The sequence below is a fragment of the Acidobacteriota bacterium genome, assembly GCA_028875575.1.
In the GTDB taxonomy this organism is placed as follows: domain Bacteria; phylum Acidobacteriota; class Terriglobia; order Versatilivoradales; family Versatilivoraceae; genus Versatilivorator.
The window spans coordinates 32,740-53,479 of sequence record JAPPDF010000101.1 but is presented as its reverse complement, the minus strand read 5'-3'; the positions used below and the strand labels follow the sequence as shown (position 1 = coordinate 53,479).

General features: G+C 61.7%; 15 protein-coding genes. 9 read left to right on the top strand and 6 right to left on the bottom strand.

Features of this window, described 5'->3' with window-relative positions; all coding sequences use genetic code 11:
• Nucleotides 1-33 precede the first annotated feature (33 nt).
• Nucleotides 34-1,293: a lactate racemase domain-containing protein gene (locus OXI69_17715; protein MDE2667982.1), complete on the top strand. Its 1,260-nt coding sequence runs from the start codon at nt 34-36 to the stop codon at nt 1,291-1,293.
• Nucleotides 1,294-1,377: 84 nt separating this feature from the next.
• Here OXI69_17715 and OXI69_17710 read toward each other — a convergent pair whose 3' ends face one another.
• The 4 genes from OXI69_17710 to OXI69_17695 form a co-directional block, all read right to left on the bottom strand.
• Nucleotides 1,378-2,451, bottom strand: coding sequence for an aminopeptidase (locus OXI69_17710; protein ID MDE2667981.1), 1,074 nt, complete (start codon nt 2,449-2,451; stop codon nt 1,378-1,380).
• Nucleotides 2,452-2,741: 290 nt separating this feature from the next.
• Nucleotides 2,742-4,325 carry a phosphoenolpyruvate carboxykinase (ATP) gene (gene pckA / locus OXI69_17705; protein ID MDE2667980.1) on the bottom strand — a complete coding sequence of 528 codons (1,584 nt, stop codon included), beginning with the start codon at nt 4,323-4,325 and terminating at the stop codon, nt 2,742-2,744.
• A gap of 117 nt (nt 4,326-4,442) precedes the next feature.
• Nucleotides 4,443-5,480 carry a fructose-bisphosphate aldolase class I gene (locus OXI69_17700; GenBank protein MDE2667979.1) on the bottom strand — a complete coding sequence of 346 codons (1,038 nt, stop codon included), beginning with the start codon at nt 5,478-5,480 and terminating at the stop codon, nt 4,443-4,445.
• 424 nt (nt 5,481-5,904) lie between these two features.
• On the bottom strand, nt 5,905-7,146 hold the full coding sequence (locus tag OXI69_17695; protein ID MDE2667978.1) for a nucleoside:proton symporter: 1,242 nt from the start codon (nt 7,144-7,146) through the stop codon (nt 5,905-5,907).
• 279 nt (nt 7,147-7,425) lie between these two features.
• On the opposite strand from OXI69_17695, the gene OXI69_17690 reads away from it, so the two are divergent.
• From OXI69_17690 to lhgO, 5 genes are all read left to right on the top strand, one after another.
• Nucleotides 7,426-7,845, top strand: a complete 420-nt coding sequence (locus OXI69_17690; protein MDE2667977.1) for a hypothetical protein — start codon at nt 7,426-7,428, stop codon at nt 7,843-7,845.
• 177 nt (nt 7,846-8,022) lie between these two features.
• Entirely contained in the window at nt 8,023-9,741 is a 1,719-nt protein-coding gene (locus tag OXI69_17685; protein MDE2667976.1) for a GMC family oxidoreductase, read from the top strand.
• Nucleotides 9,734-10,453 (top strand): gluconate 2-dehydrogenase subunit 3 family protein, encoded by a 720-nt coding sequence (locus OXI69_17680; protein ID MDE2667975.1) that lies wholly within the window; start codon nt 9,734-9,736, stop codon nt 10,451-10,453. The genes OXI69_17685 and OXI69_17680 overlap by 8 nt, the downstream gene beginning before the upstream one ends.
• Nucleotides 10,454-10,521: 68 nt before the next feature.
• On the top strand, nt 10,522-11,883 hold the full coding sequence (locus OXI69_17675) for an aspartate aminotransferase family protein (protein MDE2667974.1): 1,362 nt from the start codon (nt 10,522-10,524) through the stop codon (nt 11,881-11,883).
• 316 nt (nt 11,884-12,199) lie between these two features.
• Nucleotides 12,200-13,399, top strand: coding sequence for an L-2-hydroxyglutarate oxidase (gene lhgO / locus OXI69_17670; protein ID MDE2667973.1), 1,200 nt, complete (start codon nt 12,200-12,202; stop codon nt 13,397-13,399).
• On the opposite strand, the gene OXI69_17665 is transcribed toward lhgO, so the two are convergent.
• Nucleotides 13,396-15,906 (bottom strand): PBP1A family penicillin-binding protein, encoded by a 2,511-nt coding sequence (locus OXI69_17665; GenBank protein ID MDE2667972.1) that lies wholly within the window; start codon nt 15,904-15,906, stop codon nt 13,396-13,398. The genes lhgO and OXI69_17665 overlap by 4 nt on opposite strands.
• Nucleotides 15,907-15,945: 39 nt before the next feature.
• Nucleotides 15,946-16,971, bottom strand: coding sequence for a hypothetical protein (locus tag OXI69_17660; protein ID MDE2667971.1), 1,026 nt, complete (start codon nt 16,969-16,971; stop codon nt 15,946-15,948).
• 155 nt (nt 16,972-17,126) lie between these two features.
• Between OXI69_17660 and OXI69_17655 the strand changes: the two genes are divergently transcribed.
• The 3 genes from OXI69_17655 to OXI69_17645 are packed head-to-tail and all read left to right on the top strand — an operon-like array spanning nt 17,127 to nt 20,738.
• A complete protein-coding gene (locus OXI69_17655; protein MDE2667970.1) occupies nt 17,127-17,975 on the top strand; it encodes a MoxR family ATPase in 849 nt (282 codons plus the stop codon).
• On the top strand, nt 17,962-19,971 hold the full coding sequence (locus tag OXI69_17650; protein ID MDE2667969.1) for a hypothetical protein: 2,010 nt from the start codon (nt 17,962-17,964) through the stop codon (nt 19,969-19,971). Before OXI69_17655 ends, OXI69_17650 begins: the two co-directional genes overlap by 14 nt.
• Nucleotides 19,971-20,738 (top strand): twitching motility protein PilT, encoded by a 768-nt coding sequence (locus OXI69_17645; protein MDE2667968.1) that lies wholly within the window; start codon nt 19,971-19,973, stop codon nt 20,736-20,738. Before OXI69_17650 ends, OXI69_17645 begins: the two co-directional genes overlap by 1 nt.
• Nucleotides 20,739-20,740 lie beyond the last annotated feature (2 nt).

Below are 20,740 nucleotides of genomic sequence, written 5' to 3'. Positions count from 1 at the left end.
CTGTTGCAGCGTCCCCAATAGAGGAGGCAAACCATGGCGTACCCGCGACTGATGAGAGTGGCTCAGCATTTTGAAGCGCCCACGGTGGATGACATTCCCGGGACGGTTCGAGACGAGGTGGCCCGGCTCAACCTGTCCTCTCAGGTCAAGGCCGGTCAGACCATCGCCATTTCGGTGGGCAGCCGCGGTATTGCCAACATCGCCCTGATCGTCAAGTCGCTGGTGGAGGAGCTCAAGGCGCTGGGAGGGAAACCCTTCCTGGTCCCTGCCATGGGAAGCCACGGCGGGGGCATTGCGGAGAACCAGCGGGGCATCATCGAAAGCTACGGGGTCACGGAAGAATTCACCGGGGCGCCCATACGGGCCTCCATGGAAACCGTGGAGGTGGGCCGCACCGAGGAAGGGGTTCCGGTGCTTTTCGACAAGTTTGCCTTTGAGGCCGACCATGTGGCCGTGGTCGCGCGGGTCAAGCCCCACACCGGCTTCAACGGCGAAATCGAGAGTGGGCTTCACAAGATGATGCTCATCGGGTTCGGCAAGCACAAGGGGGCGGCCCTCTATCACCAGGCCATCATTCACTACAGTTGGGATCAGATGGTCCGGTCCATCGCCCGAACCGTCATTGAAAAGTGCGGGGTGCTTCTGGGACTGGGGATCGTGGAGAACCAGTACGATGAGACGGCTCTGATCGAGGCGGTGGCTCCCGGGGATTTCCTGGAACGCGAAAAGGAATTGCTGGTGCTGGCCAAGCGATGGATGCCGAGATTGCCTTTTGAAAACATCGATCTGCTGGTGGTCGACCGGATCGGCAAGGACATCAGCGGGGCCGGCATGGACACCAATGTGATCGGCCGCAAGTACAACGACCACCGTGCTACGGACAGCGAGCGGCCCAGGATCACCCGCATCTACGTCCGGGACCTGACCGAGGAAACCCACGGGAACGCATCGGGACTCGGAATGGCCGAATACTGCCACCGGAGGGCCGTCGACCGCATGAACCGTGAAGCCACCTACATCAACTGCATGACGGGGAATGCGCCTTCGGGAGCATCGATCCCGATCACCTTCGACAACGACCGCAGGGCTTTGAGCCTGGCGCTGGGGACCGTGGGCCTGGTGGAGCCCGAGCAGGCCAGGGTCGTTCGCATTCACGACACGCTCGACTTGCGGGAGATTCTGGCTTCGGAGGCCTATCTTCCCGAAGTGGAATCGCGCAGCGACTTGAGCGTGGTGACTCCCCCTACGGACCTGAAGTTCGATTCCAGCGGCGATTTCCTGCCCTTCGTGTAAAGCGGTTTCAGGGCCTGAACGTCGGGACATTTCCTACCTGTCAGCAGATCACTCGGCGCTTGGTGAAGTCCACTCATCCTGGATTCACCCAAATGCCAGCCGTCCTTCCCGCACCAGGCACCTGGAATCGCAAAGCACGGTTGCTCCCGAACAGACCAGGTCGATGTTGAGGGTCGATTCGTTCTGTCCACCCATGAATCTATTCTCGCCGAAGGCAACGAACACCATGCCGGACATGCACTCGTCTATGGTTGTCAATCCGGTCGGGTGCTTGATGCCCGGATTGACGCCGATGCCGATGTGACTGATCCGGTCGCGGTCGCCCGAGTGCCTGCCCACAAAATCGGCAAAGGCTTCGGGACTATTGGCTGCCGAGAGATCGGATATGCGGCCGCCTTCGAAAGCAACCACGAGATCACGTACATCCCGCCAGCGGTCGAAGCAAATCGTGCCCTCGACGCTGTCTTCCGGAACGGTAAACGATAGCGAGCCATAGGGAAGATTCAACACAAGGCTCCTGTTCAGGCGCCCGTCGCTCCAATATAGGGGCCTCCCAAGTTCACACCTCATGCAACCGTGGTTGCGAGTCCTTATCTCGAGGACTCGTCCGTTGTCGATGATCTTCTTGGCAATTCCCAGAAGTGCACGTATTTCATCGATGTCCGCGCTGACGGCGGCCTTTATGGCTTCGTAGGTCTCATTGGTTGAGACAAGAAGCTGATCCTGCCGTTGTGCCTCCGGATTTGCGATCAGACAATAGGGGATTTGCCTGGATTCCTGTTGCGCCACCAGGAGACCTACGGCCTGGTTCCACGCCTCGAGCTTCTCGGCAGGACACAGCGCTGCCAACGAACTCCAGTCTCGTTCAATGACAATGACGGCATCCACGGTTCTTGCCAGATCGAACAGAAACGGAGACGGTCGCCGCAGCCAGCCACTTGACAGGGTCCGGATGCGTTCAGCCTCGAGGGCGATTGAAGTCAGGTTGAGGCACGGCACGGCTCCGACCCTTTCCACGGCAAGAGACACCGCATCGATACACTCCTGCATGGAGGTGTCGCCCCGGATTTCCACGTACTGCAAAGGCTGAATGTCCAGACCGGCAGTGGCCATGTCTGCCAACTTCTTGAAGAGTGATCGCGTCGCTATTTCGGCCACAGTGTTACGACCTTGAAGTTGCTGGACTCCGGAACGCCAAGAAGACCGCAAGGGTACGGGACAATATTCGGAGCCTGTTGCAAAATTCGGCAGCGGGACGTTTCCCGGAAATGGCCACAAAAACCACAAAAACACAATTTGTGACTTTTGTGCTTAGACAGCATTTTTTGCCGGGTGGCACGCGATATTGAAATAGGCAGAACCACCAGAAACGTGTAGAAACACGTCACGAATCCGCGCTTCAGTCCGATCAAAGATGATGTCGTGGTTTGACTTGGCGGAAGAGTTGCCTACCGCGGCCCGGCCGCCCGCACCTCGTCGGTGACACCGCTCTGGTAGGCCTTGAAGTTTTCCCTGAACAAACCCGCCAACTTGACGGCGGTCTGATCGTAGGCGGCCTTGTCCGCCCAGGAACCGCGGGGCAGCATCAGCTCGCTCGGCGCCCCCGGACATTCGGCAATCACCTCCAGGCCGAAGGTAGGATCCTTGACGGTCCTGGCGTCCCGCAGGGCTCCGGCGTAGATCGCATCCAGCATGGCCCGGGTGTATTTCAGCTTGATGCGCGAGCCGGTCCCGTAAGCCCCGCCCGACCAGCCGGTATTCACCAGCCAGACCTGGGCGCCGTGGCGGCGGATGCGCTGACTGAGCATGCGAGCGTACTTTCCCGGGTGCCATACCAGGAAGGGTCCCCCGAAGCAGGGCGAAAAAGTGGCCTGGGGCTCGGTAACCCCGACTTCGGTGCCGGCCACCTTGGCGGTGTAGCCGCTGATGAAGTGGTACTCGGCCTGGTCGGGGGTGAGGCGGCTCAGCGGGGGCAGCACCCCGAAGGCGTCGCAAGTCAGAAAGATCACGTCCGTGGGGTGGCCGGCCAGGCAGGGCACCTTGGCGTTGGGGATGAAATCGATGGGGTAGGCCCCTCGAGTATTCTCGGTAATGGTGTCGTCGTCAAAGTCGACGTGGCGGGTCGCCTGGTCATAGGCGACGTTTTCCAGCACGGCGCCGAATCGAAGCGCATCGAAAATCTGGGGTTCCGCCTCGCGAGTGAGGTGAATGGCTTTGGCGTAGCAGCCTCCTTCGATGTTGAAAATGCCGTCATCGGTCCAGCAATGCTCGTCGTCGCCCACCAGTTGCCGCTTGGGGTCGGCCGACAGGGTGGTCTTGCCGGTACCGGAAAGGCCGAACAGGATCGAGGAGCCTTCACCCGCCTGTTCGGCAGTGGCCGAGCAGTGCATCGACAGGACCCCTTGCTTGGGCATGGCGTAGTTCATGTAGCTGAACACGGCCTTCTTCATCTCTCCGGCGTATTCGGTGCCCAGAATCACCACTTCGCGGTCCTCCAGGCTCAGGTCGACGCTGGTCTTGGAGGTCATGCCGGAAGTGTGCCGGTTGGCCGGGAAGGCGCCGGCGTTGAAGATGGTTACATCCGGTGTGCCGAAGTCCGCCAGTTCCCGGTCATTGGGCCGAATCAGCATGTTCCACATGAAAAGAGAGTGGTAGGGACGGGAGGCGATCACCCGCACCTTGATCCGGTACTTGGGGTGCCAGCCGGCGAATCCATCGGTGCAATAGATACGTTTGCGGGTATTCAGGTAGTCGAGGGCCCGCTCGCGGTTGATGATGAAGGGAGTCTCACCCAGCGGCACATTGACGCTGCCCCACCAGACCTCCGACTCGGAAGCCGCGTTGCGGACCACTCGCTTGTCCTTGGGTGAGCGGCCGGTCTTGGTTCCCGAATAGGCCATGAGTGCGCCGTTGGAGGAGACCTTGCTGTCCGACTCGTGGCGAATGGCTTCCTCGTAGAGCTGGGCCGGGGAAAAGTTACGGTAAATTCTATTGACCTGAATGCCGTGGGACTCGAGGCTGAAACCATTCATGGGCGGCGTTAAGTCCTTTCTTTTTCAGCAGTAATGGCAGACGGAAACCGGCCTTGGGCCAACCTGCCGAGCAATCGGGGATGCCCCGGGAGATGATGAGCCCTGCGCTCAATCGGCTTAAGCCCTGGAAAGCGAGATGACTTCATCTTCCATCACGGGATCGTACTGGCCGTCGCGGGCCGCGCCGGTGCACTTGGAGCGATGAAAGAAGGTCGCCTGAGCCTGGTCGGCATTCTCCGCGCGGCCGTTCCAGGCCTTCAGAGTGGTCTCCTGCAAGGCCCTCCCATAGGAGAAGCTGAGCTGCCAGGGCGAGGGCTCCAAGGCGTTCATGGCCTGCAGGTTCTCGGTGGCCTGGAGCGGGGTCTGCCCGCCCGACAGGAAGACGACGCCCGGCACCGCCGCCGGCACACTCCGCCGGAAGCAGCGAAGGGTAGCTTCGGCAACCTCGCCGGGGCCGGCCTGCACGGGGCACTGCTTGCCCGAAATGACCATATTGGGCTTGAGCAGGATGCCCTCCAGGTGAACTCCATGGCGATGAAGCTCGAAGAAGACCGTGGTGAGGGTGTCGGCGGTGACCTCCTCGCAGCGCTCGATGGTGTGACCTCCGTCCATCAGCACCTCGGGTTCGACGATCGGCACCAGTCCGGCTTCCTGGCAGAGGGCGGCGTAGCGGGCCAGGCCTCGGGCATTGCCGTCGATACAGGTGCGGCTCGGAATCCCCTCGCCGATCGTGATCACCGAGCGCCACTTGGCGAACCGCGCTCCCAGGTCGCGGTACTCGGCCAGACGATCGCGCAGGCCGTCCAGCCCCTCGGTAATCTTCTCCCCGGGAAAACCCGCAAGGGCCTTGGCTCCCTTATCCACCTTGATGCCCGGATGCACTCCCTTCCCCGCCAGGACTTCGCTCAGGGGAACGCCGTCGGGCCCGATCTGGCGGAGGGTTTCGTCAAACAGGATCACCCCGCTGATAAAATCCTCCATTCCGGGGGTGGTGAACAACATGCGGCGGTAAAAAAGGCGGTTCGGCTCGGTCGATTTCACATGAATGCTGTCGAATCGCTTCTTGATGGTTCCCGAGCTCTCGTCTGCAGCCAGAATTCCCTTGCCCTTCTGAACCAGGGCACGAGCGACGGACTCTAGTTTGGCCGTATCCATTTGCTTACCTCCGGGGTTGTGGGGCGCGCCTGAAGAAATGTGAGTTAAAAGGTGTGATGTGAAGCAGTTACCGGTCCAACCCGCAAGACCTGCCGCGCGGTTGTGGATTGGTGGCTAGTGTTCTGTCCCAGAAATAGGGTTGCCATCTTTCGGAGTGCAACGGCGCCGGATTCTAGGAGCGACGACGAGGAAATGCTCATTCATTGCGAGGAGGAGCGACGACGAAGACGGTGCCGTTCCGCCCGAACCCGGAGGGCCGATGGAGGTTCCCGAGGGGAAGCAGAATGGCTCCTATTTCGCTGATACGCAAAGGGTGTCTCAGGCCTACCGTTGCTCTGTGGAACCTCCATCGGAGATGGTAAGCCTATTTCTGGGACAGGACACCAGTATAAACTAGAGTGCGTTTCGATCCAAACGGGGAAAGTCAATAAAGCAGGCCCACCAACGCGCCGGTCATGCAGGTGGACAGGGTCCCGGCGACGATGGAACGCAGCCCCAGGCTGACCACGTCGGCCCGCCGCTCGGGAGCCATGGTGCCCAGCCCGCCGATCATGATTCCCAGACTGCCCGGGTTGGCGAATCCGCACATGGCATAGGTCATGATCACCAGGCTTCGCGAGGACAGGGCGTCGGGAGAGAGTTGGCTCAGGTTGATGTAGGCCACCAGCTCATTGATCACCATCTTGGTGCCCATCAGTTCACCGGCGGTCCAGGACTGGCTCCAGGGAATCCCCATGAGCCATACGATGGGTGCGCTGACGATTCCCAGGATGCCCTGCAGCGTCACGGGACCGGACCCACCGATGGGGAGAACTCCCAGAATCAGGTTCACCAGATGAATGAGAGCCACCATGACCAATAGCATGGCCACGATGTTGATCAGGAGTTGAACCCCCCGGAGCGTGCCTTTGGTGATGGCGTCCATGGAACTGCTGAACGGTTCGGGTTCAACCAACTCCCCCGAGGTTCCCGGACCGGTCTCGGGGATCATGATCTTGGAGATGATCACGGCGGCCACGGCGTTGAGAAGGGAAGCCGTCAGGATGTGCCCGATGACATTGGGAATAATGTCGGACAGGATGCTGGCGTAGAGCACCATGACGGTGCCGGCGATGGTTGCCATTCCACAGGTCATGACCGTGAACAACTCGCTGCGGGTCATTTTGGCCAGGTAGGGACGGATGAAGAGCGGAGCCTCCACCATTCCCAGAAAGATGTTGGCGGAGACACCCAGACCCTCGGCGCCTCCCAGACGCAGCGTCTTTTCCAGCACCCGCGAGAACCCCTTCACCACCAGGGGCAGCACCTTCCAGTAGAAGAGCAGGGAAGAAAGGGCGCTCATCAGGAACAACAGGGGAAGCGCCCGAAAGGCAAAGACGTAATTGTAGGAGGGATTCTTCTCCTCGAAGGGTGGGGGACCGCCTCCCAGATAGCCGAAAACAAAAGCCGTTCCCGCCTGGACCGATTCTTCCAGGGCCAGGATCACCCGGTTGAACCCCAGAAAGATCTCTCCCGAGCCGGGGACCTTCAGAAGCAGGATTCCAAGGGCCAGTTGCAAGGCCAGCCCAAAGCCCACCAGGCGCAGCGACACTTTACGTCGATGCTCGCTCATGGCCCAGGCAAGTCCCAGGAAGACAACCAGACCGATGGCGCTTTGAACCAGCATTGCCGCTCCTTTGAAAGCAGGAATTCTATGGCTGGCCGGCTTGGCGGGTCAAGCGGGCGTCAGGCTGGGGCGCCCCGGCAAAAACAGTCCTGTCGCCGTTCCCGGTTTCGTGATAAAGAAAGGATGTTGGGCAGGACGCCGAAGGGGTCGCCGGCAACCCCGTCTTCCCCGTTGGCGCTGCTGCTTAAGGACAGGCCGGGCGCCGTGCTTCGGCAGGGTTGTCGGGGCCATACCGTTGCCGTTGGCAACCCGTTCCGCAAAAAAGGAGGACAAAGACCGATGAAAACTTCGACCTGCCGAGTTGTCCGTTCCCTGGACCACCGCCGCAACTGGCTCAAAGCCGCCGGACTGGGAATTGTGGGCGCAGTCCTGGGCCGACCCCTTGCGGCTGCCGGAAAGCACGCCAAGAAGTCGGTTCAGCTCCACATCTATATTGAAACCAAGTCGGGGATGGGCAAGAAGCTGGAGAAGCTCTACCGGGACGCCTATGTCCCTGCCATCAAGGTGCAGAAGGGCTTTCTCTCGACCCGCCTGCTGCGCCACTACGAGTCTTCGACCATGTACGAGATCGACATCTCGTTCGAAACGGAAGCCCAACGGGCGACCTGGGCGGTTTCCAAGGAGCACGAGGAGGCCTGGCCCAAGATCGAGGCGGTTGGCGCCAAGATCACCTGGCAGGGTTTCGACGTGTTGGCCTGAGCCGTTCCTAGGGCTTGCAGCAGCTTTGTTGTCATTAGTGCCGACCGCCGGCCTGAACCGGGAACTCTGTCAGGAATCGACTTCCCATGGCCTTGTCCCGGCTCATCCTGCGGACGCTGACTGGCAACGCCGGGAGCTCAGGCTTGATTTCCCACCCGGTTGTGCTTGAATACCGCCATGGCTCACATCAGGCAGACCCCCGAACAACACGAAGTGGTGGTGATCGGATCGGGCGCGGGCGGTGGAACCGTCGCCCACGTCCTGACCCGAATGGGTATTCGGGTCACCTTGCTGGAAGCCGGCCCCATGCTGAACCCGCTGGCCGACTTCAAGGAGCACCTCTGGCCCCATGACGTGGACCATCGCGGCGCCGAGGAGGGCGGGGGCGTCTACTTCGGCCGCGGAGAGGCCTTCGGTCACTTCAACGCCAGCGCGGTCAAGGGTGGATGGACACTGGAAGGGGAGCCCTACACCGTCGCCAAGGGCAGCGACTTCCTCTGGTTCCGGTCCCGCGTCGTGGGAGGGCGGACCAACCACTACGGCCGAATCTCGCTGCGCTTTTCCGACTACGACTTCAACCCTCACGACCGCGACGGTCTGGGGACCAACTGGCCCATCTCCTACGAAGACCTTGCTCCTTATTACGACAGGGCCGAGGCCTTCATCGGAGTGACCGGCACCAGGGAAGGGATCCGCAGCGCCCCCGACGGCGTTTTTCAACCGCCTCCGCCGCCCAAGGCCCATGAACTGGTCATCCAGAAGGCCAGTCACAAGCTGGGGATACCCTGCATCGCCATGCGAAAGGCCGTGATTACGCGGCCCCTAAACGGGCGGCCCGCCTGCCACTACTGCGGACAGTGCGGGCGCGGGTGCCTGACCGCCTCCAACTACTCGTCCAGCCAGGTGCAGATCTTTCCCGCCCTGGAGACTGGCAAGCTCAAGATCATCCACTCGGCCATGGCGCGGGAGATTCTGACCGACGCCCGCGGCAGGGCCAACGGGGTGGTCTACATCGACAAGGAGAGCCGCACCGAAAAGCGGATCGCCTGCCGGGTGGTGGTGGTCGCGGCCAGTGCCTGCGAGTCCGCCCGCCTGCTCCTGAATTCCCGGTCCAGCCTCTTTCCCGACGGCCTGGCCAACGGCTCGGGCACGGTAGGCCGCTTTCTCATGGACACGGTGGGGCTGGGCATGGCCGGCTATGTCCCCAGCCTGGAGAACCTTCCCCGATACAACACCGACGGGATGAGTGGGGCCCACCTCTACATGCCCTGGTGGCATTGGGAGGATCAGGCTCGATTGGGGTTCCCGCGCGGATACCACATCGAAATCGGCGGCGGCTACAACATGCCGAAGGTGGGGACGTTTCACGGCGCGGCCCGACGGCACGGCTACGGCAGGAAGCTGAAGCAGCAAGTTCGGAAAGAGTACGGGGCTTTCGTCCGGTTCGCGGGTCGGGGCGAGATGATTCCCAACAACCTGAGCTACTGCGAGATCGACCCCGAGGTGGTCGATCGGTGGGGCATCCCGGTGTTGCGCTTTCACTTCAAGTGGTCCGACTATGAATGGAAGCAGGCCCGGCACATGGAGAAGACCTTTGCAGCCCTGATCGAAAGCATGGGTGGCAAGGTGATCGGGCTGACCAGCCATTTCGATCGCCACGGGATCTCGGTTCCCGGGACCATCATCCACGAGGTGGGAACGGTTCGGATGGGGTCCAATCCCCGGAACTCCGTGCTGAACGGATTCTGTCAGTCTCACGAGGTCAGGAATCTGCTGGTCTGCGACGGCGGTACCTTCGTGAGCAACCCCGACAAGAATCCCACCCTCACCATCAACGCCCTGGCCTGGAGAGCCTCCGACTACCTGGCCGAGGAGATGAGGAAGGGAAATGTCTAGCGACCCCCTGAAACCGGAGATCCGGTGCCCTCTGACCCGGCGCCAGATGCTGGAGAGGATCGCCTTGGCCCTGACGGCCAGCGGGGCCGCTCCCTTCGAGTTTGCCTGGGGGGAGCACGTCCATGGAACGGCTCGGGAAGAAAGGGAAAAGACCGGGGCCTACAAGCCCAAGTTGTTCAAACCCCACGAATATCGGACCATTCAGCAACTGGCCGAACTGATCATTCCGGCCGACGAGCATTCGGGAAGCGCCCTCGAGGCCGGCGCTCCCGAGTTCATCGACCTGCTCTGCAGCCAGAATCCGGAGTTGGCGGACATCTACACCGGAGGGCTGCTCTGGCTGGACGCGCAGATGCGCCAGCAACACGGCGCCTCCTTCCTGGAATCCACCGCGGAGCAGCAGACCTCCCTGCTGGATCGCCTGGTCGAGGAGGGAGATCCGGAGAAGGTGGAGGGAGCCCGGGCCACCCGATACGGGGCCTCCGAGGACTACCAGGGGTTCAGCGACTACCGTATCCATCCCGTCTCGGATCTTGCACCTGGAGTCCGGTTCTTCGAATGGTTGCGCAAAATGATCGTCGACGCCTTCTACACCAGCCCCATCGGCATCCAGGATGTGGGCTACCAGGGAAACATAGCCGTCAGCAAATACGAAGTGCCTGAAGCCATCATCCAGGAGGCACTGCGCCGGAGCCCGTTCGGCGGCGCATGAGGAATTCCCTCTCTCCTTAACCACCTTGATCGCACCGGGAGTGCCCCGGTGACCAATGCGGGGTAACCATGTCTCCTACCCTTATTGCCGGTAATGACGTCCGACACCTGCTGCTGGATCTGCAGCAGATGAAGGTCTTTTCCGCCAATCCGTTGATCATCCGGGAAGCCCGGGGGGTGTACCTGACGGATGTGGACGGCAAGCGCTATATCGACGGTGTGTCCGGGATCTACGTGGTCAACATCGGTCACGGAAACGAGCACGTCATCGAGGCCATCCGCAAGCAGCAGGAAAGGGTCAGCTTCGTGGCGCCGCTGCATGCCGTATCGGACACCACCGTTCGCTTCGCCAAGAAACTGACCGAAATCACCCCGGCAGGTCTCGACACCGTCAAGCTGGTCAGCGGGGGATCGGAGGCCACCGAGTCGGCACTCAAGTTTGCCCGCCAATACCACCGCCAGAGCGGTAGTCCGGCCAAGTACAAGGTGATTGCCAACTATCTGGGTTACCACGGGGGGACCATGGGGGCCATGTCGGCCTCCGGGCTGGGGGGACCGCGCAAGGCGGTGTTCGGACCCTTTCTCACCGGCTTCGTGCATATTCCGCCGCCGGCCTGTTTTCCCGGACCGTTCGATCTGGCCGGAGCCAGCGGCACCCATCCCGGCGCCGCCATGCTGGAGTATACGATCCGTCACGAAGGTCCCGAATCGGTGGCGGCATTCATCCTGGAGCCCATCAGCAATACCGGAGGCATTGTCGTTCCTCCACCGGAATACTTTCAGGGAGTGCGCGAGGTCTGTTCCCGATACGGCGTGCTGCTGATCTATGACGAAATCATCACGGGCATGGGCCGGACCGGAAACTGGTTTGCCGCGCAAACCTTCGGGGTCGCCCCCGATATTCTGTGCGTCGGCAAGGGACTCGCCAGCGGGTACGCACCCCTGGCTGCCATGATCGTCAGGGACGAGTTGCACTATTCCGCCTTCTGGGGCGAGGAGAGCCAGAACATCAGCTTCGCCCACGGGCACACCTTCGGGGGCAACCCCATTGCCACGGCCGCGGGCCTGGCGGTTATCGACGTGATCGAGAAGGAGGACTTGATTCCCAAGGGAGCATCGGTGGGCCGCCACATCCGCAAGAGGCTCCGGGAGGAAATCGGGGCGCTGGGGATTCTGGGTGAGGTCCGCGGCAGGGGCGCGCTCAGTTGCGTGGAATTTGTGGAGAACATGGACACCGGCAAGCCCTTTGCCGACGACCGGCGCTTCGGCAAGCAGGTCGAGAAGCGATTGATCAAGCACGGATTGATCCTGCGCTGCGACCCTCACTGGATCGGGCTGGCCCCACCGTTGACCATGACGGTGGAGCAGGCCGACGAAATGCTCGAGGTGTTCGTGAAAGCGGTCGCCGAGGAGTTGAGGGAGGGGCGCTGAGCGAGGGATCGTTTCGATTGAAGCGCCGCCGAATCCCGAATTGGCAGAGATCAGTCGGGCGCCCGTCCCCCACGACCGGGCAGATTTTACGGAGCCGTGTTTTGCGAAAGGGGTCGGTAGAGAGTCTCCTTCAATAGCGCGTGCGACTTGGCAAGAAATACGGGTTCACCACAAAAGGCACAAAAAATTTGTGCCTTTTGTGGCCATTGACGGCAAGGCTTTCGCTGACGAATTTGCGAACCGCTCAGGGGAGAAACAGCCGATTGTCAGTGAAGACGAGTCACGAAATGACACGAATTAGCACGAAGATAAGCCGATGAAACAGGCGGAGGTCATCATTGTAGGAGGCGGCATTGTGGGCTTGGCCACCGCCTACGATCTTACCCGGCGATTCCCCGGGAAGCGGGTTCTGGTCCTGGAGAAGGAAGCGGCGGTGGCCCGGCACCAGACCGGACGCAATTCCGGGGTGCTACACTCGGGCGTCTACTACCAGCCGGGCTCCCTCAAGGCCCGCAACTGCCTGGACGGCAAGCGCATTCTGCAGGAATTCTGCGACCGGCAGGGCGTTCCCTATGCTCTTTGCGGGAAGGTCATCGTGGCCGTCAAGGAGGAGGAACTTCCCCGTCTGGAGGCCATTTATCGCAATGGGCAGGCCAACGGAGTGCGCTGCACCCTGGTGGGACCGGAGCGGCTCAACGACTTGGAGCCGGCCGTTCGAGGCATCCGGGCCATTCACGTCCCCGATGCCGGCATTATCGACTACACCCAGGTGTGCGAGGCGCTGGTTCGATGCCTGCTGGAAAGCGGAGGGGCGGTCGTCACCAATAGCCGGGTGAGCGCCATCGACTCCAATGCATCCAAGGTGCGGGTGCGGACGTCTCAGGGCGAGACCTTCGAGGCCGGCTACGTGGTGAATTGCACCGGGTTGCAGTCCGACCGGGTGGCCAGGCTCAGCGGGACTCGTCCCGAAGCCAGGATCGTGCCCTTTCGCGGAGAATACTATGAGCTCAAGCCGGAAGCGCACCATCTGTGCCGGGGCCTGATCTATCCCGTGCCCGATCCCAGTTTCCCCTTCCTGGGAGTCCACTTCACCCGAATGATTTCCGGAGGAGTGGAGTGCGGACCCAACGCCGTGCTGGCCTTCGCTCGGGAGGGCTACCGAATTACTGACGTGAACCTGCGGGATTTGTTCGAATCGGTGACCTATCCGGGGTTTCTGAGGATGGCGCGGAAATACTGGCGGGTGGGTGTGGAGGAGATGTGGCGCTCCATCAGCAAGAAAGCCTTCGTGAAAGCCCTGCAGCGGCTGGTGCCGGAGATCGCCACCGGCGACCTGAACCCGGCGCCGGCGGGAATCCGGGCGCAGGCACTCAGCCCCCAGGGAAGCCTGGTGTATGACTTCGATATCCGGGAAACCCAGCGGGTTCTGAACGTGTGCAACGCTCCTTCACCAGCAGCCACTGCCTGCTTGAACATCGGCCGGCTGGTGGTGGACCGGTTGGCCCGGCGCTTTTAGAAAATCTTTGAGAAAATTCGCTTGAAGCGGTTGGTCTTCTTGGAGGGGGGCTGTGCAGGCTGTTCCTCTTCGTCCTGGGTGGCTCCGGCCTCGTTGCTCAGTTGGCGCTGGTCGTAAAGCCACTCGTGAGCGGAATGGCTGCAGCGCTGGGTCGGCTCGCTGCCGGCAATGTAGTGCTCGTAAATGACGCTCTGACAATCGGGCGTGGCCAGTAGGCCGGTCTCTTCGTCGATGTGGACCCGAACCATGCCTTCCTCCGGGGGCTGGAATTCATCCTCGGCCAGCCAGGGTTCAAGTTCGGTGGCCTGCTTCATGAAGTCCGTCCAGATGGGCAGGGCCGAAGTGGACCCCTCCAGCATCAGTTCCCGATTGTCGTCAAACCCTACCCAGACAATGCAGAGCAGCCCGCTGGTGTAGCCGGCGAACCAGCCGTCATGGGAGGTCCCGGTCTTGCCCGCCGCCGGCTTCCGAAAACCCATCAGCCGAGCCCGAATGCCGGTGCCCCGATTGATCACCCCTTCCATCAGGTTGGTCATCAGGTAGGCCACGCTCGGGTCGATAACCTCTTCGGACGAGATCTCCGAGCTGAAGATGGTTTCGCCGTCACCATTGACCACGTCGCGAATGATCCGAGGCTCCACCCGAATACCCTGATTGGCGAAGATGGTGAAGGCCTCCGCCATCTCCAGGGGAGTGACCTCGTAGGAACCCAGGGCGGCTGCCGGAGTGGCCAGAATGCGGTCGTTCATGCCGGCGGATATCGCCAGATCGACCACCTTCTGCCAACCGATCATTTCGGCGAATTTTATGGTGGCCACGTTGAGTGACTTGGTGAGCGCCCGTCGCAGGGTCACCGGCCCGAAGAATTTTTCCCCGTAATTGTTGGGCTCGTAGGGTTCCTCGTTGAAATTGAAGACCGTCTTGATGTCTTCCACCATGGTCGAGGGCGTGACCAGGGGTTCGGTGTGTTTGATGGCCGAGTTGATGGCGGCAGCGAAGACGAAGGGCTTGAAGATGGAGCCGGGTTGTCGCTTGGCGTAGGTCACCCGATTCAACTGGCTGGTCCCGTAATCCCGGCCGCCCACCAGGGCTCGAATCTCTCCGGTGACGGCATCCAGGGCAATCAGGCAGACCTGCACCCGCTCATCGGGAGGGATTTCATACTTTGGGTGGGAGGCCGGATCCCATCTGGCCCTGGGACCACGCCGTTGCCGATGGGCCCGGGTCTGATCCGCCAGCTCGGCGCCGTCCCGCACGACCTTGTAGGCAATGGATTGCAGGTCGGCGTCCAGGGTGGTGTAGACCTTGAAGCGCTTGGTGAGCAGTTCATCGTCGGAGTAGGTCTGCAGCAAGCGGTCCTTGAGCATGTCCACAAAGTAGGGGGCGTCGTTCTGATCCACGCTGTGGGGAGCGACCTCCAAGGGCGCCTTGATGGCTGCCTGATACTGTTCCGGCGTGATGCTGCCGGTTTCCAGCATTGCCATCAACACCACGTTTCGGCGACGCATGGCTCTTTCCGGACGCCTGGTGGGGCTGTAGCGGTTCGGAGACTGAATCAGTCCCGCCAGCAGGGCGGCTTCCGGCAGGTCGAGGTCCTTGATGTCCTTGTTGAAGTAGGCGGTGGCGGCTTCACCGAATCCGTTGATACTGAAAGAACCGCTCTGTCCCAGGTAGATGTCGTTGGAGTAGAGGGTGAAGATTTCCTCCTTGGACAGCCGTGTCTCCAGGATGGTGGACATGTAAATCTCTTTGGCCTTGCGGATCACCCGTCTCTCCCGTGTCAACCAGAAGCTGGAAGATCGCACCAGTTGCTGGGTGATGGTGCTGGCTCCCCGTTCAAATCCCCCCAGAGCCACGCTGACCAGGGCGATGGGATCGAAACCGTAATGTGAGAAGAACCGGCGGTCCTCGATCGCCAGCACGGCGTCCCTGAGCACCTGAGGGATTTCCCAGTACTCGATCAGGCGGCGCTTTTCACGACTCTTGTCGAACAGGTGGGTGATCAGCCGGGGTTCCAGATCGTAGAATTCGAGCAGGCTCCGGTCGGACAGGGAGACAATATTTTCGATGCCGTCTTGGTCGAACTCGATCCGGACCGCCCCGGCGCTCCCTCCGTAGGCATGTTCTCCCGGATAGATTTGCAGTCCGTCTCCGCTTGCAGCGAAGTGCCCCTGGGCACCCTCCTCGGGTTGGTTCGGGCTGTACCCTGCAGCCTCCAGGTAGCCCTCGATCTGGGCCAGGCCTATGGGTTGGCCGGGATAGATCTCCAGTGGAGCGGTATAGACCTTGGCCGTATTGAGAAAAATCTCCCCGGAAATCTTGCGGTCAATTTGCCGGGAGAACTGCTGGTAGGTGTCGATGAGGACAAAGCTGACCGCGACGAAAGCGAAAATCCCCAGGGTCAGCAACACCTTGGACCAGGTCGAATGAAACCAGGGCCAGTACCACCACCTGGCCTTTACCCGGGTCTTCTTTCTCGCGGATTTCTTCTTCCTGGAGCGGAACATGTCTATCGGTTTCCTATACAAGCGGCCGGGGGGCAGCGATCAGCGAAACCACCCCGGCAAGGCCCCTGACCGCAGGGCGTGTCCCACCAAGGCTCGTTTCTCCTCGGTTTTCCGGCTTCTCAGTTGCCGGATTCTACGGTTGATGTCCGCGACTCCCGGGGGCAGGCCCAGCCCCGGGGTGCTGTCAACCTCCAGAGCCTCCCCTTTCTGCGGAATGCGCCGATGCACCAGCTGAAACCGCTCGAGTTCCAGCGGGGCAATTCGTGAGCGGAAGCGCTGGTCGACGAGGCTCAGTTGCCGTTGCCAGTAGGCTCGATCCCTGAGCACGGGGCCCTCCGTCCCATCGGCGGTTCCCTCGCCGATCCGGTGGTCCAGGGCGGCCCGAGAGTGCTCCCAGGACAGGGGCTTTCCGCTCTTGCGCAGGCGCTCGCGAAGGTCGGCAAGTTCTCGCCGGGCCCTGGAGAGGACCTGCCGGCGTTGTTCAATCCGCTGCTCCGCCTGGGCGATCAGTGGACCATAGACGCGAGCGGGGTCGGTTACCGTGGTCTGGCGAAACGGATCGCCCTGGAGCTTGAGGTTCAGGCCCTCCAGCTTGGCCCGCAGCGCCTGGTGACGCTGTTCGGCGGTTGCCAGCCTGGCTTTGGCTTGGAGAAAGCGCCGGCTCCAGCCGCGCTCCTCCCGGGTCGTACCGGATAGGTCTGCGGGCCGGGAAGGTCGGCGCGGGGACACAGCGGGCGCTGCCCTGGTGGAGGAGGAAACTGCAAGCCGGCTGGCGTGAGCCTGCAGGGTTTCGTTGGTATGGATGACAGCCGCATGGGGCAGTTGGGCCCGACGACCGCGTTCCTTGCTGGCAACCTCCGTCAGGCTCTGGGCCTTCAGTTCCTGAGTAAGCGTCCAGAGCAGGATGAAGAGGATGAATGTCAGGCGAAGTGCGATCATCGCGTTGGCCGGGAGAGCCGGTCGATGCTGGGAATCAAGTGTTTCCGGCAGGAAAAGGGTTGAGCGAAGAGAAGGGGGCGCAAACTTGTCGGATGCCTGCAGGCCGTTTTTGGCGGCCCTGGTCATGCAATGGCTCCTGGTTGCATCGGCGGACCGGGAAGATGGCTTGGAACCCGACCTCCACCGTTGTAAGGCGGCCTGATATAATCCTGAACCGAATTATAGCAAGTTTTGCTCCGTCGCCGAATCTCATCCCTTCGTGGATCGTTCTTTAATTGCCTATGACCGCGCAATCGCCTCAAACTCTTCAGAGCGTCGACATCGACGGCGTCCGCATTCACCTGGCTCATCCGGATGAATTGCCCATTCAGTGGGTTGGCCAGGAGGAGCTCATTCGCCAGCTCATGGCCGCCTGGATGGTTGTCAACAACCAGGATCTGCCGATGAACCCCCGGCTGCTGGGCAAGCCGGGCGTGGGGAAGACGACCCTGGCCTACGCCGTGGGCAAGCGGCTGGGAAGGGAAGTCTATATCCTGCAGGCGACGCTGGACACCCGTCCCGAAGACTTGCTGGTCACCCCGGTGATCGAGTCGCAGGGAAAGCTTCGCTACGTGGCCTCGCCGTTGGTGACCGCCATGGTGAGGGGCGGAGTGGTGATCCTGGACGAGGGCAATCGCATGAGCGAAAAGAGTTGGGCCAGCCTGGCCCCGCTGCTCGACAACCGGCGATACGTGGAATCCATCGTGGCCGGGATCAAGATCAAGGCCCATCCCAATTTTCGCCTGGTCGCCACCATGAACGACGACGCTTCCACCTTTGAGCTGCCGGAATACATTCATTCCCGGCTGCAGCCTCAAATCCTGCTCGAGTTCCCGGAGCGGGAGGAAGAGCTGCACATCCTTCGCGAAAATCTGCCTTTTGCCGAGCAGGAGGTCCTGGACTACGTCACCGATTTTCTGCAGGCAGCCCATGAGGCCGACGAGCGTTACACCGTCCGGGATGGAATCAACATCGCCAGATTCGCCATGAAGCTGGCCGAAATGTCTCCGGGACGGGGCCGCGCCCGCGCGCTGGAGACTGCCATCCTGCAGACCCTCGGCCAGGAGGCCCTCCGTTATGGGCGGCACTGAAAAGGCGGACGGCTGGAGGCGAGGGCGCTTTCGCTTTCTGCCGGTGGTGCCCGGGCGAATGGAGTTCGCCGCTGAAGTTCGGCGGGCCATCCTGGCCCATCGCCCCCGACGGATCGCCGTCGAGCTGCCCCAAACGCTGAAGGCGGCGACCCTCCGGGCCGTGAGCCGGCTACCGGAGTTTTCGGTGATCCTCTACCCGGACAAATCCGGACAGGATGCCGTCTACGTCCCTGTAGAAATTACCGACCCCTTCATGGAGGCGCTTCGCAGCGGCCGGGAGGTGAATGCCGCTGCCCACTTCGTGGATCCCGACCTGGACCGGCCGGCCCATCCCCCGGAGAATTATCCCGACTCCTACGCGGTTCGGCGAATCGGTTATTCAAGGTTTGTGGAGAGCTGGCTCGCCTACCCCCGGCCGGCCGGACACCAGCTTCGCCGGCAGGCTCAAGGCATGGCCTGGAGACTGCAATCGCTCCCCGGACGGCAAGCCGTCTGGGTAGTGCTTTCCCTGAATCTATTTCCCCTGGTGCTCAAGGCCCTCGAAAAGCCCCAGGCCGAGCCCCTGGCACACCAGAGACGGACCGGAATTCAGGTGCTCAACCTCCACCCCGAGTGCCTGGCCGAAGTGCTGCTGGAGCCTCCCTTTTTCCAGGCAGTCTACGAGCGCTGCCGCCGGCCCTCGCAGGCCGGGAGGGTTGAGTCAGTCACATCCGACCCGCTGCCCGGGCACGGCAACCAACCCTTCAGGGTGATTACCTCCCCGGTGGAGGATCCGCTGCAGTCCCTGGAGTCCATCGTGGAACGAACGGCCAGGAGGGTGAGGTGGAGGGCCAGGCCGGCCCGGCGCACCGGTGCTTCCGAGGATAATGCGCCTGTGGCAGGCGTCCGGAGCATCGACCGCCAGCGCATGGTTTTCCGGCTTCTGGCTGAATCGGAAAGTCGATACGGCGCAGCCACCGGCGAAAAGGTCTCTCACTGGCAACGACGCTTGCTGGGGCGCTACGCTCGAAACCTGGCTTTCCTGGACCGGCAACTGGTGGCCGGACTCTTTGACCTGACGGTTTCGGCCCGTTCGGTGGTGGACGACAACTACGCCTGGGATCTTTGGGAACTGGCCGGCGGCACTCCTCACCAAAGGACCCAGTCGGATCTCATGACCGTCAGGATTTCAGGAGAAGAGCTTTACGCCAACATGAGGCGAATCCAGCTCAGGCGCCGGTTGCCCCGACGCAAGACCCGGGTGCGCCCCTATGGTCTGAGGGGCCGCAGAAAGGAATCGGCGCCGGGCGAATGGGCCCGCCAATTCGACGGCAGCGGCATCTGTTCCTACCCTCCCGAGGACCTGGTCCTGGAAGACTACGGGGCATTCCTCAAGAAAAAGGGGAAAAGCGTTCTTTCGGCGGAAAGGTCCAGGGTGGAAGTCTTCAAGACCTCCCTGCTGGACGGCATCGACGTCCGCGAGACACTGCGGAACTGGCACCAGGGGCAATTGTACGTCCGGGAGTACCAGCGGGTCTCGGGTGAGGTGGGGGCCGTGGTGGTCGTCTTTGACGAGGACCTGGAGAACCGCTACCACTGGTGCACAACCTGGCTGGGGGAGCATGCGCAGGAATCGGACATGGCCTTCTATTCCACCAACCCCTACGAGCGGATCGTGGGACCGGGGATTTCCCGGGCCGAGTATGGCGGCTTCCTGCTCTCCTACCCTCCGCGCCGCATGCTGGACGTCTGGCAGGACCCGGACTACGGGATGGCGGAAAGCAAGGCGGAGACCCTGCTGCTGGCGGGTCTGGACTACACGCTGGAGAGATTCGTGGTCTACGTGGCGGCCCGTCCGCCCCGATCCATCTTTCGCACCGTTGCCTCCAGGATGGGGCGCAAGATCGTCTATCTGCCCATCGGACAGCTCTCTCCGGTCAGCGTCAAAAAGATCCGGGTCGTTCACGTTCTGGACGGGTTCGACAAGAGGCCGCTGGCCAAGGACTATATCTGGTAATGGCCACCGCTCATCTGCGATTCTATGCCGAGTTGCAGGATTGCCTACCGGCCGCAAGCAATGGCGACGGTCCGGGGGGCTTTGACCATTCCTTCAGCGGCCAGGTATCGGTCAAGGATATGGTGGAGTCTCTGGGAGTGCCCCACACCGAGTTGGATCTGATTCTGGCCAACGGAGATTCGGTGGACTTCAGCTACCGCGTCCGGGACGGAGACCGGATCAGCTTCTACCCCCGGTTCGAATCCATCGATGTCGGACCGATTCTTCGGGTCCGTCCTCGACCGCTGCCGGAGCTCCGTTTCGTCCTGGACGTCCACCTGGGGAAGCTGGCTTCCTTCCTGCGCCTGTTGGGATTCGACAGCCTCTACCGGAGAGACTTCGAGGACGCGAGCCTGGCCCGTCTGTCCAACGCCGAGCGCCGCATCCTGCTGACTCGCGATCGGGGTTTGCTGAAGCGGAGCCAGGTTACCTACGGGTATTGGATCCGGGCAACGAGTCCGCGGCTTCAGCTGATCGAAGTGGTGCGGCGATTCGGCCTTTGGGACAGGCTGGAGCCCTTCGGACGGTGCCTGCGCTGCAACGGGGCGATCGAGTCAATCCCCAGCGACGAGGTGGCTTCCAGGTTGCTGCCGCGAACCCGGGAGCATTATCGGGAATTCCGGTGGTGCCCGGAGTGCGAACGCGTCTACTGGAAGGGGTCGCACCACGACCGGATGCAGGGTTTTCTGGAAGAGGTGCTGGCCCAAACGAGCCAGGAGCCGAGGTGACT